Genomic DNA, 14,246 nt, shown 5'->3' with positions numbered 1-14,246 from the left:
TTAAGCCTCCGCAACCGGTTTAGTGTTCATAACCTCGTTTTGCTTACGAATCGATTCGTTATGCAACAACTCTAAATATTTTGAAGTAAACTCTTCGCTTAGGTTAAGGGCCTTCGCTAATTGAATACGTTTCTGAACGATTTCATCCCAACGGTTGATCTGAAGGATCGTTACATTGTTATCTCTTTTGAACTCTCCGATTTTCTCAGCAATTTTCATACGGTCAGCGATCTGTTTGATGATTTGGTCATCCAACTTATCGATCTGTCCACGCAATTCAGCTAATTTATCTTCGAATGCAGGATTGTTAGATTCAGGCTTACGTACAGCTACATTATCCAATAATTCAGACAAAGCTGCAGGGGTAACCTGTTGTTTAGCATCTGTCCAAGCAACTGAAGGATCGATATGCGACTCGATGATCAAACCTTGCATATCCATATCCATTGCTTTTTGCGTAACGTAAGGGATTAATTCACGGTTACCGCAGATATGGCTAGGGTCATTGATGATAGGCAATTCAGGAGCGATCGCTTTCAATTGGATAGCGATATCCCACATTGGTTCATTACGGAAAGCTGTCTTTTCGAAAGAAGAGAATCCACGGTGGATAGCAGCTAATTTCTTGATTCCAGCTCTATTTACGCGTTCCAATGCACCAATCCATAGAGAAAGGTCTGGATTCACTGGGTTTTTAATCAATACAGGAACATCAACACCTTGCAATGCATCTGCAATCTCTTGAACTGTAAATGGGTTCGCAGTAGAACGAGCACCAATCCACAAAATATCAATTCCAGCGGCCAATGCTTCCTCAACATGTTTTGCCGTAGCTACTTCTGTTGCGGTCAACAAGCCGGTTTCTTCTTTAGCTCTCTTCATCCATTCCAAACCGATGCTGCCAATTCCTTCGAATTCTCCTGGCCTAGTACGAGGTTTCCAGATACCTGCACGCAAAACATTCACTTTTCCAGTGTTGGCTAATAAATGTGCTGTAGATACCACTTGCTCTTCTGTCTCAGCACTACATGGTCCGGCAATGATTAAAGGTTTATCCCCTGTATCCAACCAAGATTTTAAAGGGAGAATGTCTAATGAATGTTTCATTGTATTTTAGTTTGATTATTTACTTGTTAAATTATTTTTTGATTTAGATCTTTTCGTTTTTCAGGTATTCACCCATGATGCTGAAGTTCACGGTGTGCTTCAGGACCTTACGGATGGCAGCATCATAGTCAGCTTGTTTTTTCCATTCCACATCCACATAGAAATCATATTCATTTCTTCTGCCGACAACGGGCATGGATTGTATTTTGCTCAGGTTGACATTTTGTTCAGCAAAGCATTGTAAGACCATCGCTAATGCACCAATAGCATGGGAAGTCTGGAAAGATAATGAAGCTTTGTTAGCATTTTTCTGCTCTTCTAATTCGTTTGAAAGGATCAGGAAGCGAGTAGAATTCTTTTTATTGGTTTCAATTCTCTTTTCCAAGATCTCTAAACCATACAGTTTTGCGGCGGCTTCGCTTGCGATAGCGGCGGTATGGGTCAATTTCTCATCCAAGATCTTTTTGGCGCAAGCTGCCGTATCCATTCCTTCCTTGATGGTCCACTCAGGGTGATCACTTAGGAACTCATCACACTGCCTAATGGCAATAGGGTGGGACTCGACAAATTGTACATCTGAAATTTTAACTCCAGGCAATGCCAAAAGATGCTGTTGGATATTAAGATGAACTTCGCCGATGATATGAAAGCGGTAGTCCCTTAAAAGATTGTAATTAGGTAGAATGCTTCCCGCAATTGAATTTTCAATCGCCATCACGACATAGTCTGCTTTTCCTTGCTTCAGGAGGTCACATGTTTTCTTAAATGATGAACATTCAAGCGTTTCTATGTCCTTGCCGAAATATTTATAGGCAGCTTCCTCATGAAATGAAGCTTTTACTCCTTGGATGGCAATCTTTATTTTCTCACTCATTATCTTTATTATGCTTTACTTTTTTGTCAAAAAAAAGGTCCCAAACTTTTCAGCTGGGACCCTTCAATATTTTCTAAATACCATATACTAGTCCCAGCTCTTATCTTTAAAATAAAAGAACCAAAAGTTGGTATATGTATATTGTATGTTCATTTCCCGTTTATTTGTTTTCAAATATAGAGCTTCTTTATTTAAGTGCAAAATATTTTTTAAAAAATATTGTTTTATGCTATAAAAACTAATCAAAAATAGCGTAAAAATACATTAAAATTTACGATAAAAATAGCCTAAAAAATAGTCGTAAATTATGAGTAATATGTCTATATATATATTAAAATATGCCTTTAAAACAAATTAATGTGGTTTTGTTAAAATTTTGACTTATAAAATTCGTATAAAAAATAGCCTAAAAAACGCCAAAAAATAGCGCTAAAAAATGGTGAAAAAATATTTAAAAATTTAACAAAAATCAGCTCATTTCTCAGTCAAAAAAATGATGTTTTGAAGCAATTTCTGATTTCTCAATGCTTGATTGATCCTTTTCCTACTCTATTTGCTATCTAGAAAAGGATATATTTGTAGCATTTCGAAGAATAGTACAAAAATGCATTATATCCTCATTTCGGTTCTCTGTTCAGTGACTGTTGCCATCATTATCAAATTGGCCAGACAGCGTGGAGTGAACTACTTACAACTCCTGGTCTGGAATTATCCCATTGCACTTTTCCTAACCTATCTGGTGCTGAAACCCCAAATTGTTCCTTGGACTTCCAACCTTCCTTGGGCTATCTATGTTCCTTTGGGGTTCCTTTTACCCTTTATATTCATATGTCTGGCCCTTTCAATCCGTTATGGAGGAATTGTCAAAACGGAGGTTGCTCAGCGATTATCCCTATTTATTCCATTGTTAGCAGCCTATTTCTGGATGAATGAAGAATTTGCAGCCAATAAGTTTATTGGTATCGCAGTAGGATTGCTTGCTATCGTGTTTTCTATAGGTTGGAATAAGAATGATCGAGTTCAGGGAAAGCAAATTTGGATATACCCTTTGTTGGTGTTCTTCGGGATGGGTATCATTGATATTCTTTTCAAGCAGATAGCCTTAAACAGCCAGATAACCTACATGTCCTCCCTTTGGATAGTATTTACCCTGGCTTTAGGATTTGCATTGCTCTTTCTAGTTTACCTCCTATTTGTCAAAAAACAGGACTTTGACAAAAAATCCCTCCTTTACGGCGCTATATTAGGCGTTTTTAATTTTGGAAACATAGTCTTTTACATGAAAGCGCACAAAGCACTGCCTGATAGTCCATCCCTAGTTTTCACAGGGATGAATATTGGCGTGATTGCGGTGGGAGCGATGGCAGGAGTGATACTATTTCAGGAGAAACTTAGCGTTTACAATAAAATTGGGCTATTTTTGGCCATTATTTCAGTTTTATTAATTGCATTGCTGTGAGTTTATTCGAAGATACATACCAAACTATTGAAGCACCTTCAGAAGGAATTTTTAGGGACAAGGGAAGCAAGTTTATCGCCTATGCCTATCCCCTCAAGGACGAAAGTAAGCTTAAGGATATTATCGCTGAATTGAAATCCATGCACCCCAAAGCCCGCCACCATTGTTATGCCTATCGGCTTAGCCCAGACCGTGCAGTGTTCCGGGTAAATGACGATGGAGAACCCTCAGGGACTGCAGGGAGACCTATATTGAATGTTTTGCTCTCCATGGATGTCACAAATATCCTGGTGGTGGTCGTTCGTTATTTTGGAGGAACCTTATTGGGAGTACCAGGCTTGATCAATGCCTATAAGACAGCAACCCAAGAAGCCCTTGCAGAAGCAGAAGTCGTGGAAAAGACCGTAAATGATGTCTACGAATTGAAGTTCGATTACCTACAGATGAATGATGTCATGCGGATTGTTAAGGAAACAGATCTAGTCGTTTTGAGTCAAGATTTTGATACAAATTGTAAAATTACCTTCGAAATCCGTAAATTACAGGTAAATGAAGTGATCGGGAGAATGGAAAAGATTGAGGGGGTAGAGATCAATTACTTGCGAACCATATGATTAACGATTCTGAACTAATTATTAATTCCGATGGAAGTATTTACCATTTGAATTTATTGCCATCTGATATTGCTGATACTGTAATTTTCGTCGGAGATCCTGACCGTGTTCCCGAAGTTTCCAAATACTTCGATGATATCGAGATCAAAAAAGGAAGACGAGAATTTATTACCCATACTGGTTCCGTCAATGGAAAAAGGATCACCGTTATTTCTACAGGGATTGGAACAGATAACATTGATATCGTCCTGAATGAATTGGATGCTTTGGTCAATGTCGATTTCCAGACCAAAACCCTAAAGCCTGAAATCAAATCCTTAGATATTATCCGAATTGGAACCTCCGGGTCTATTCAAGGGAATATTTCCATGGGTACCGTATTAGCTTCCGAATTTGCAATAGGATTCGATACCTTAATGCAATACTATAGAAAACCTTATACCGAGCCCGAAGTCCAATTGCAGGATGCCGTAGTCAAGCACTTTGATAGCCTAACATTCAAACCCTATGTAGGCCGGGCGTCCCAAAAGCTTTTGGATCAATTTGCATTCGACCTTCCAAAGGGAATAACCATGACAGCCCCAGGTTTCTATGGCCCCCAGGGCAGGAATGTAAGGTCCAACAATATCTATCCGGACCTCATCAAGAATGCCAACAGTTTTGAAATCTCAGGAAGAAACATCACCAATCTAGAAATGGAAACTGCGGGGATCTATGCGCTCAGTAATATGTTTGGTCACCATGCCATTTCCATCAACGCAATACTTGCCAGTCGAGTGAGTGAATCTTTTAGTAACAATCCCCAAGAAATTGTTGATAAGGCAATAAGATTGGTGTTAGAGAGAATATAAGCTACCCCGTCCCTTTCCTTGTCGAATCAAACTTCAACAGAATAAACAACAATATGGTAAAGGACCATAATGAGGATCCTCCATAACTAATAAAAGGCAATGGGATACCAATTACAGGGACGATTCCGATGGTCATTCCGATATTGATAAAGAAGTGGAAGAATAGGATAGAAGCTACCCCGTATGCATAGATCCTGGCGAAGGCGGTACGTTGTCTTTCCGCAATATTCACAAGTCTTACCAGCAAGGCAACATAGATCGAAATCAGTACCACAGAACCTACAAAACCCCATTCTTCACCCACCGTACAGAAAATAAAGTCGGTACTTTGTTCCGGCACAAAGTTATATTTGGTTTGGGTACCTTGGAGATAGCCCTTTCCAAAAAGCTGACCGGAACCAATGGCAATCATCGATTGGTTCAAGTTATAACCTTGACCTTTGGGGTCATCCATTTTGCCCAAGATAATGTCGATACGGTTTCTTTGGTGCGGTTGTAGGATTTGCTCATAAGCGAAGTCCACGCAGAGCACATACACACTGGAAACCACAAATAGGATCGCCATATTGATCAGGTTCTTTCGTTTTTTGCGCATCATAAAGGCGAAAAATCCGCAGACCAAGGCCAATATACCGATCAGGATCCATTGATTGACCAATAATGCCAAGACGAACAAGAAAATCGCCAATCCACCAATGATCAATAATCCAGTGCTCACATAACCTTCCCTGTAGAACACAAAGATCAAGGCAAAGAAAGCCAAGGCAGAACCCGTATCAGGTTGCAACATAACCAAAGCAACAGGAAACAATACAATACATGCACCTATGAACAAGGTCTTCATATTGGGGTTTTTGTTCGTCTGGTTACTGAGGTAATAGGCCAACAATAGACAGGTTGCCAACTTTCCAAACTCAGAAGGTTGCAACCTAAAACTACCTAAAGGTATCCATGCCTGGTTACCCCCAACATTTCGACCAACCACCAATACAGCCACCAAAAGCAGAATGACGATGATATAGATAATAGGGGCCGAGGATATGAAAAATCGGGAATCAATGATCAGGATACAGATACCAATGATCAGTGCCGTAAAGATATAAATGGATTGCTTTCCGTAGTTGGTCGCCAGATTAAATAAACCTGGATTCTCAGCATCGTATACTGCAGCGTGGATATTGAACCAACCGATCAAACATAAAGCCAACCACAATCCAATGGTCAACCAATCAATTCTACCGAAAAAACTTTTCTTATGTAGGTTATTCATGGTTTCTCCTCACTTGGCTATGGTGCACTAATACCGCAGATTCCGTTTTTTTCTTTGGGTCTACTGCTGCGGTACGTACCGTTTGTGGTTTATTGTTATTCTTAGTACTGTCCTTTTTGATGCTTTCCTCTTTCTTCACTTTTGGCTTCGGCATTAAGTTACCATTATAGATCCTGTCCTGAATATATTTAGGCAAGGAGATGGTATCCTTCAGGTATTTTTCAACCATCATACTCGCGATCGGAGCCGCCCATGTACCTCCATAACCAGCATTCTCTACGAAAACCGCAATGGCGATTTTAGGATTATCCCTTGGTGCAAAAGCAAAGAATACGGCGTGGTTTTCACCATGTGGGTTCTGAACGGTACCCGTTTTTCCGCACATCTCAATTCCAGCTATTCTTGAGGCCGCGCCGGTACCACCCTGGTTCACTGCTTGGCTCATTCCCTCAATGACAGGCTCATAGTGTCTGGCATCAACACCAGCAGAGATCTTCTCTGTAAATTCTTCCTTCACGATCTGCTTTTCGCCAATTCCCTTAATGAGGTGGGGGCGGTAATAGAATCCTCGATTTGCCACAATGGCCATGATGTTGGCCATTTGCAATGGGGTGATCCCTAGTTCACCTTGACCGATAGATAAGGAGATATTAAAACTAGATCTCCAATTTCCGCTCCCATATCTTTTGGTATAAAAGTCTGATGTAGGTACAAGTCCCGGTTTTTCGCCTGGAAGGTCTATCCCCAATTTATGGCCGAGACCAAATTTTCCCAATGCTTCCTTCCAGAGGTCATAGGCTTTCGGACCGCTCATACCTCTGCTGTCGATCATTTTGGCATATACATACCCATAATAGGTATTACAGGACATCTTGATGGATTTTACCAGTCCGGTTGCTCCATCAACGTGAGTACAGCGCATTATCGCACGTCCACCACCATAGCGATATCCACCTGGACAATAAAACACAGTCTGATCATTGATCACACCAGCTTGCTGGGCTGTTAATGCGGAGACAACCTTAAAAACGGAACCCGGAGGATAAGAAGCTTGAATGGGACGGATAAACATAGGTTTGGTTTCATCATTCAACAATTTCATGTAATTGTTTCCTAATTCACGTCCAACCATCATATTTGGATTGTAAGATGGACTACTTACAAAACTCAAGATTTCACCCGTGGAAGGCTCGATGGCAACCACAGAACCTAGTTTGTTTTTCATCAGCTTTTCAGCCAATATCTGAAGGTCTTTGTCCAAGGAAGAAACAAGTCCATCCCCTGTAACAGCAAGGGTGTCATATTTACCATCCATAAAACTACCCTGAGGTCTGTTCAGGGCATCAACCATTTGGTTTTCCACCCCACGTTTACCCCTCAAAAGTTCTTCATAGGCACGTTCTACTCCAGATGCTCCAATATAATCTCCAGGGCGATAAAAGCCATTCGATTTTTCAATATCTCTTTCATTCACCTCCTGGATATAACCCAAAAACTGCGCGGCAATACTATCAGGATAACTACGAACGGTACGGTTCAGAGGGTAGAAACCCCTGAACTTATACAGGTGTTCCTGAAATTTGGCATAGACAGTCGATGAAACCTGCTTCATAAATTGTGATGCCCGATAGGGTGAATGTGCTTTCGCCTTTCTCATCCGTACATTGAAATCAACCGTGTCGATCCCTAATAGGTCACATAGCAACAGGGTGTCCAGATCCTTGACTTCCCTAGGGGTAACCATGATATCATAAACAGGTTCATTCTGGACCAAGACTTTACCATTCCGGTCTAAAATAACACCTCGTGCGGGATAGATGATCTTTTTCCGCATGACGTTGTTGTTGGCTGAAAGAAGGTATTTGTCGTCGATGACCTGTATATAGAAGAGTCTTGCTACAATAACGAGTGCAATAGCAATGAAGATTCCTTGGATAACGAATTTACGGTTGAAATAACTATTGTTCATGAGAATAAGACCGTAATTATTAATTACTTAATAAGCGAGATTTTCTTTTGTAAATAAGTATACTAATCAATATGATTAACAAGATAGTAAAAATACTGCTTAGTAATATGCTCAGTAGCGTGCTTAAATAGTTTGAGAAACTAAAATATTCTACATGCAGAAGAACGAAATGGTGGATCAACGTTCCGATAGAAATATAGGAAAGGAACCATTTGGCGCCCATATTGCCTAATGAAGGAGTTTCAAAGGAATCCTGAACATCAACGTCCAAGGTAATTCTATGGAAAAATATCCTATACCAGGTCAGGGCTACGCAGGCTGCAGCATGCACACCTATCGAATCATAAAAGGCATCTACGGTTAGTCCTGTTAGGAAGGCCAATACATACAATACAAAGTTTGGTGTACCGATGGGTAACAAAAAGATGATCAGGATATACGGAAAAGGAGTCGCTAAGTTATAATATCCAATATTCTTGAACAATACAACTTGCATCGCGATCAATACAATAAATCGAATAATATTGAAAATTATCACCTTACCCATCATTATCCTCCGTTACGGCTTCCAATTCATTTTTTTCATTCTCCAGCAGATCCTTCACCACATACACATGGTTTAGATTGCTGAAATTCGTCCTCAATTTAATCTTGATGTCCAGGAAGGAGCCTCCTGAACTTATACCAGTTTCCTCCACCGATCCAATTTCAATACCTTTCGGAAACAGGGAAAACCCTGACGTGTAGATCTTTTGTCCTTTTTGGACTTTAAGATGGTTTGGGATATCCTTGACTATGGCAAACTGCGGGTCGGTTGTATTTCCCCAGACCAAAGATCCAAAGACATTTGTGGTATCCATGGTCACTGAAACCCGGGTATCTGGATGCAATAAAGATTGAATGGTACTAAAATGTGCTGATACATTCAGGACAATACCGACAACACCATTGGAAGTGATGACACCTAATCCTTTCTGAATGCCTGCCAATGAGCCTTTATTGATCGTAATGAAATTACTTTTCTGGTGTACACTGTTGTTAACGACCTCTGCCATCGTGAACTGGTACCTGTTCATATCGATGGAATCATTGATCTGTACAGAATCCAAGGTGTCGGTCAAAAGATAATGTTGAAGTTGTTTCCTGAGCTCTGAATTTTCCAGCGCCAGGTTTTTATTGGTTTCTTCAAGCGCCAAATAGCTTTTCCAAGAATTCAACTTATCGTAAAATGATCCTACGACTACATTGGAAGAATTGATAAAGGCTGAGCGTTGGTACCTGTTGTTTTGGACAACCAATAGGAGAGAAGCAACAAAAAAGAGAATAAACCAAAAAAAGGCATTATATCTAACCAAGAAAAGCCAAAGGTTCTTCATTATTGTTCTCTTTTAATAGTTACGCGATATAACATTATAGGAACGTTATATCGCGTAATCATAAATTTTTTTAATTATTTGTTATTGCATTAAGAACTTAAAACGTCCAATGTTTTTAAGTGCAATCCCAGTTCCTCTAACTACTGCACGAAGTGGGTCTTCCGCAACGTGAACAGGAAGTTTTGTTTTCGCTTGAATACGTTTGTCCAATCCACGAAGTAAGGCGCCACCGCCTGTCAGATAGATACCTGTTTGATAGATATCAGCAGATAGTTCTGGAGGAGTGATCTCCAATGCTTTTAAGATAGCTTCCTCAATTTTAGAAATTGACTTGTCTAAACAGTGCGCAATTTCCGTATAGGATACAGTGATCTGTTTAGGGATACCAGTCATTAGGTCACGACCTTGAACCGCGAAATCCTCAGGTGGATCTGTTAATTCTGGTAATGCTGCGCCAACTTCAATCTTGATTTTCTCCGCTGTACGGTCTCCAATCATAATATTATGCTGACGACGAATATATTGAACAATGTCTGAATCGAAGTTATCTCCCGCAACACGGATAGATTGGTCACAAACAATTCCTGAAAGGGCAATCACGGCAATTTCAGTGGTACCACCACCGATATCGATGATCATGTTTCCTACAGGTTCTTCCACATCGATACCGATACCCACAGCAGCTGCCATAGGTTCATGGATCAAGTAAACCTCTTTCGCTCCAGCAATCTCTGCCGAATCACGAACAGCACGTTTCTCGACCTCTGTTATGCCCGAGGGAATACATACCACCATACGTAAGGATGGGAAAAACCAGCTCTTACCTTTGTTGATAAGCTTAACCATACCGCGGATTAAATGCTCAGCAGCTGTGAAATCTGCTATCACACCATCACGCAATGGTCTTACCGTTTTTATATTGTCGTGAGTTTTACCCTCCATTTGCATTGCCTGACGACCGATTGCGATCACCTTATTTGTTGTGCGGTCAAATGCTACAATTGAGGGTTCATCTACTACTACTTTATCATTGTGAATGATTAGGGTGTTAGCTGTTCCCAAGTCTATTGCAACTTCTTGCGTAAACCAATTAAAAAGCCCCATTTAGATGTGTAAGTATTATTTGTAATTTAATTGCAAACCTAATGAAAAAAAATGGTTTTTTATGAAAGCATTACTTATAAAAAAACATCTTTTGTCGATGAAAATATTCAAATTTTTAAATATGATATTGTGAACGAAATTAGGCTTATTTTATTGTATTGTAGTACCAATATAATAATTATAAGTATCCACCTTAAAGTTCTCCTTCGTTAATCCATCCAACCTCATCACCTTAAATTTGTCTGTTGGGTCTATTCTCAATCTTTTTCCGTCCTTATCAAAGATATGGACCGGCATTTGAAAATCTTTTACTTCTGATATCCAACGGATCATAAAGACACCTGGACTATTCTCTATGACCTCTAAAGTCGGGATGCTTTTCGTCTGTACAAACTGTTCAAAGGTTTTATCGAGGTTGATGCCAGACTCTTTGCTCATATAATTTACGATATCGCCATAATCAACCGTCTGATGGTAAAATTTCTTGTTTAATCCGCGTAGGATATTACGCCATTTGTCATCATCATCAATCATGGTCCGTATCATGTTGTGCAAAACACCACCCTTGTTGTACATATCCCCTGAACCTTCTTTATTTACGTTGTATGGTCCTTGGATAGGACTATCGTTTTGGATCCCGCGACGGTTGCCATTAACATAGGCTTGGCTGGCTTCCTTTCCATAAAAGAAATCAATGAATAGGGCTTCTGAATAATTGGTGAAACTTTCATGGATCCACATATCAGCAAGGTCATTCGAAGTAATATTGTTGCCAAACCACTCATGCCCCGATTCATGGACCACAATAAAGTCCCATTTCAAGCCCCAACCGGTTCTCGATCCGTCTCTACCTAAATATCCGTTTTGGTATTTATTGCCATAGGCAACTGCACTCTGATGCTCCATGCCTAAATGCGCCGTTTCCACAAGCTTGTACCCATCCTCATAAAAAGGGTAAGGTCCAAACCAATGCTCGAAAGCCTTTAGTGTCTCATTCGCATTCTTTTTTAAGTGATCGATCTTGCCTGCGTTTTCTTTTAAGACATAGTAATCAACAGATAGTGGACCTTTTTCTCCAGCATAGGTTTCTTTGAAATGCGTATAATCCCCAATATTAAGGGCCACATTGTAATTGTTGATCGGGTTCTCTACTTTCCAATGATATTTGGTATATCCATTTTTCAGTTTTTCTGTCTTGACCAATCTTCCATTAGATACATTCATGACCCCATTTGGTACAGCCACCGATATCAACATGCTCTTTACCTCATCCGATTGATGGTCTTTATTTGGCCACCAAACGCTGGCACCCAAGCCTTGACAAGCCGTAGCAACCCATGGTTTTCCATTACTGTCCTTTTTCCAGTCAAAGCCGCCGTCCCAAGGAGCTCTAGTCGCCTGAATAGGATTTCCAGAATAATGAACCGTAAAAGAATCGACCTTTCCTTTTTCTATATATTCTGGGAAATCAACAAAGACGGCATTGTATTCCCTTGTAAAGGGAAGACTCTTGCCTTTGTATTCTACCTTGTCTACGGAAAGGTTATCAAATAGGTCAAACTGTAATTTGTTGAAACGTTCAACAGCTTCAAACTTAAATAGGTTACTCCCTGAAATAAACTTATTGTCGATATCCACTTTAACGTCCAAATGGTAGTATTGGATATCATAGCAGGTGCGCAATGCAGTCAATTCTCCACGTAATGAATCGGCTTTGCTATATAATTCTTTGGCCTTCATCAATTGTGCTTCTGCTGAATAGCTTGCAGCACATAATAACATGCCGAGGAAAATTGATTTTGTTCTTATCATAACGGTCTTATAAAGTAGGTTTTAATGTTTCTTTCTGTTTTTAAAATATTCTTCGATTTTTTGAAGATCAAAGGCATTTAAGCACATCTCTTTGGACAAACCGCCTTTTCGTCCAACATAAACTCCATATTCCATATCCAAAAAGCCTTCTTTTCTGTGGGCATCTGGATTGATAGATAGAAGCACGCCTTTTTCTAACGCATATTGATGCCATCTCCAGTCAAGGTCCAGTCGCAATGGATTGGCGTTTATTTCAATAACGACCTTATTGGCAGCACAGGCATCGATTACCTTTTTGAAGTCCAAAGGATAACCCGCTCTAGATAATAATAATCGTCCTGTTGGGTGACCTAAAATTGTGGTATATGGATTTTCAATGGCCTTGATAATACGATCAGTTGCTTTGTCTTGGTCCATTTTTAAATTACTATGGATGGAGGCCACCACAAAATCAAACTTAGCTAAGACTTCGTCTGGATAATCCAAAGATCCATCTGAAAGGATATCCGATTCTATTCCTTTAAAGATTTTGAAGGGAGCTAATTTTTTATTCAATTCATCAATTTCAACCCATTGCTGTTCCAGTCTTTCCAGACTCAAGCCATTGGCATAAACTGCTGTCTTGGAGTGATCACAAATCCCTAAATATTCCAATCCTAATTCTTCCTTGCAATACAAAGCCATATCTTTCAAAGAATGTACACCATCACTATAGGTCGAGTGGTTGTGCAATGATCCTTGAAGGTCTGCGTAAGTGATCAGGTTGGGTAGTTTATTGGCCTTTGCCAGTTCGATCACATTTCCACTTTCCCTCAATTCAGGTTCTATATAGGCTAATCCTAAAGATTTATAGATCTCATTTTCCGATTCCAAATTCTGGATCTCGCCGATTTCTTCCAATTGTTTGATGTGTTCCTCCGAACCAGTGCTTATCAAAAGGTTCTTGGCAAATTGCTCTGCTTCACAGGACAATACTTCAAATGGAATTCCATTTTGGTCCTTGAAACTGATCCTTTGGTTTTCTTTATTGATGTCAAACTCATATGCTAAACTTTTGATCGCTTGATGAATTGCCGCTGGTTCTGCTGCGATCAATATTTGCACATGTTGCAAAACTTCTGATTTCCTGCGGTAGTCTCCAGTAAAACTGATGGGAGCCAGTGCTAAAGCTTTCTCAAAATGTTGTATGACTTCGAGCGCCGACGGCATAACCTTGGCAAATAAGAACCAACCTTGATTGGCGATCGAAAATTCAATGGCTTTTTTAATGTCCTCCTGAGTTTTCAGACCGAAACCTTTGGCTTCAATCAGCCGGTTTTCATTACATGCATAGTATAGCTCTCCGACCGATTCAATTTCCAGGTCATTCCAGATAACCTGGATTTTCTTAGGTCCCAAGCCTTTGATTTTAAGCATCTCCAAAATGCCCTCTGGAGTTTTTGCAAGGAGTTTGTCCAAGTCTGGAAAAGTACCCGTAGTAATGACTTGCATGATCTTTTCAGCAGTACTCTTACCGATATTAGGTTGTTCACTTAGGGTTTCAAGATCAGATTGGCTCGCCGCAAAAGGTAATTTATCGATCCGAAAAGATGCCGAGGCCATTGCTTTTGTCCTAAATGGATTCTCGTTGTACAATTCCATCAATTGCGAACACAATTTAAAAACCTTAGCTATCTCTTTATTTGTCATGATTTCCTTCTTTCTTTTATGGGGATATCAAAAATAGGAAATTGAATCGAACATCAGACCATATTCAGGTGACTTAAAAGCCATTTCAATAAAAAATCCTGAGCTGGGGAAGCTTAGGATT

Annotated in this window: 12 protein-coding genes; 3 read left to right on the top strand and 9 right to left on the bottom strand. The window is 39.9% G+C overall.

Annotated elements, in window-relative coordinates:
• Nucleotides 1–1,107, bottom strand: a complete 1,107-nt coding sequence (locus NLF99_RS10050; RefSeq protein WP_185214008.1) for a chorismate mutase — start codon at nt 1,105–1,107, stop codon at nt 1–3.
• 43 nt (nt 1,108–1,150) lie between these two features.
• On the bottom strand, nt 1,151–1,981 hold the full coding sequence (locus NLF99_RS10045) for a prephenate dehydratase (RefSeq protein WP_185214007.1): 831 nt from the start codon (nt 1,979–1,981) through the stop codon (nt 1,151–1,153).
• Between the two features lie 604 nt (nt 1,982–2,585).
• Here NLF99_RS10045 and NLF99_RS10040 point away from each other — a divergent pair.
• From NLF99_RS10040 to NLF99_RS10030, 3 genes are read left to right on the top strand one after another with little or no spacing between them, the layout of a single operon-like run.
• The gene (locus NLF99_RS10040) at nt 2,586–3,440 is read left to right on the top strand and encodes an EamA family transporter (protein WP_254528062.1); all 855 of its coding nucleotides are present in this window, start codon (nt 2,586–2,588) and stop codon (nt 3,438–3,440) included.
• Nucleotides 3,437–4,054 carry a YigZ family protein gene (locus tag NLF99_RS10035; RefSeq protein ID WP_254528060.1) on the top strand — a complete coding sequence of 206 codons (618 nt, stop codon included), beginning with the start codon at nt 3,437–3,439 and terminating at the stop codon, nt 4,052–4,054. The genes NLF99_RS10040 and NLF99_RS10035 overlap by 4 nt, the downstream gene beginning before the upstream one ends.
• On the top strand, nt 4,051–4,905 hold the full coding sequence (locus tag NLF99_RS10030) for a nucleoside phosphorylase (protein WP_254528058.1): 855 nt from the start codon (nt 4,051–4,053) through the stop codon (nt 4,903–4,905). Before NLF99_RS10035 ends, NLF99_RS10030 begins: the two co-directional genes overlap by 4 nt.
• Before the next feature lies 1 nt (nt 4,906).
• Here NLF99_RS10030 and rodA read toward each other — a convergent pair whose 3' ends face one another.
• The 7 genes from rodA to NLF99_RS09995 form a co-directional block, all read right to left on the bottom strand.
• Nucleotides 4,907–6,175, bottom strand: coding sequence for a rod shape-determining protein RodA (gene rodA / locus NLF99_RS10025; RefSeq protein ID WP_185214003.1), 1,269 nt, complete (start codon nt 6,173–6,175; stop codon nt 4,907–4,909).
• Nucleotides 6,168–8,144 carry a penicillin-binding protein 2 gene (gene mrdA, locus NLF99_RS10020; protein WP_185214002.1) on the bottom strand — a complete coding sequence of 659 codons (1,977 nt, stop codon included), beginning with the start codon at nt 8,142–8,144 and terminating at the stop codon, nt 6,168–6,170. Before mrdA ends, rodA begins: the two co-directional genes overlap by 8 nt.
• A 19-nt stretch (nt 8,145–8,163) precedes the next feature.
• The gene (mreD, locus tag NLF99_RS10015) at nt 8,164–8,694 is read right to left on the bottom strand and encodes a rod shape-determining protein MreD (RefSeq protein WP_237219514.1); all 531 of its coding nucleotides are present in this window, start codon (nt 8,692–8,694) and stop codon (nt 8,164–8,166) included.
• On the bottom strand, nt 8,684–9,520 hold the full coding sequence (gene mreC, locus NLF99_RS10010) for a rod shape-determining protein MreC (protein ID WP_185214001.1): 837 nt from the start codon (nt 9,518–9,520) through the stop codon (nt 8,684–8,686). The genes mreD and mreC overlap by 11 nt, the downstream gene beginning before the upstream one ends.
• An 81-nt stretch (nt 9,521–9,601) precedes the next feature.
• Complete coding sequence (locus NLF99_RS10005; RefSeq protein ID WP_093098220.1) at nt 9,602–10,624, bottom strand: rod shape-determining protein; 1,023 nt, start codon at nt 10,622–10,624, stop codon at nt 9,602–9,604.
• Between the two features lie 150 nt (nt 10,625–10,774).
• Nucleotides 10,775–12,436, bottom strand: coding sequence for a M1 family metallopeptidase (locus tag NLF99_RS10000; RefSeq protein ID WP_254528056.1), 1,662 nt, complete (start codon nt 12,434–12,436; stop codon nt 10,775–10,777).
• 21 nt (nt 12,437–12,457) lie between these two features.
• Nucleotides 12,458–14,125 carry a DNA polymerase/3'-5' exonuclease PolX gene (locus NLF99_RS09995; RefSeq protein ID WP_254528055.1) on the bottom strand — a complete coding sequence of 556 codons (1,668 nt, stop codon included), beginning with the start codon at nt 14,123–14,125 and terminating at the stop codon, nt 12,458–12,460.
• Nucleotides 14,126–14,246: the final 121 nt, after the last annotated feature.

The sequence above is a fragment of the Sphingobacterium sp. LZ11T8 genome (assembly GCF_024261425.1).
Taxonomy (GTDB): Bacteria; Bacteroidota; Bacteroidia; order Sphingobacteriales; family Sphingobacteriaceae; genus Sphingobacterium.
The sequence above is the reverse complement of the archived record's forward strand: the minus strand, read 5'-3'. Positions and strand labels throughout refer to the sequence as shown.

Excerpts from the sequence above, each read along its gene's own strand:
- NLF99_RS10050 (WP_185214008.1), bottom strand. The coding sequence starts at position 1,107 with ATGAAACATTCATTAGACATTCTCCCTTTAAAATCTTGGTTGGATACA.
- NLF99_RS10045 (WP_185214007.1), bottom strand. The coding sequence starts at position 1,981 with ATGAGTGAGAAAATAAAGATTGCCATCCAAGGAGTAAAAGCTTCATTT.
- NLF99_RS10040 (WP_254528062.1), top strand. The coding sequence starts at position 2,586 with ATGCATTATATCCTCATTTCGGTTCTCTGTTCAGTGACTGTTGCCATC.
- NLF99_RS10030 (WP_254528058.1), top strand. The coding sequence starts at position 4,051 with ATGATTAACGATTCTGAACTAATTATTAATTCCGATGGAAGTATTTAC.
- rodA (WP_185214003.1), bottom strand. The coding sequence starts at position 6,175 with ATGAATAACCTACATAAGAAAAGTTTTTTCGGTAGAATTGATTGGTTG.
- mrdA (WP_185214002.1), bottom strand. The coding sequence starts at position 8,144 with ATGAACAATAGTTATTTCAACCGTAAATTCGTTATCCAAGGAATCTTC.
- mreD (WP_237219514.1), bottom strand. The coding sequence starts at position 8,694 with ATGATGGGTAAGGTGATAATTTTCAATATTATTCGATTTATTGTATTG.
- mreC (WP_185214001.1), bottom strand. The coding sequence starts at position 9,520 with ATGAAGAACCTTTGGCTTTTCTTGGTTAGATATAATGCCTTTTTTTGG.
- NLF99_RS10005 (WP_093098220.1), bottom strand. The coding sequence starts at position 10,624 with ATGGGGCTTTTTAATTGGTTTACGCAAGAAGTTGCAATAGACTTGGGA.
- NLF99_RS10000 (WP_254528056.1), bottom strand. The coding sequence starts at position 12,436 with ATGATAAGAACAAAATCAATTTTCCTCGGCATGTTATTATGTGCTGCA.
- NLF99_RS09995 (WP_254528055.1), bottom strand. The coding sequence starts at position 14,125 with ATGACAAATAAAGAGATAGCTAAGGTTTTTAAATTGTGTTCGCAATTG.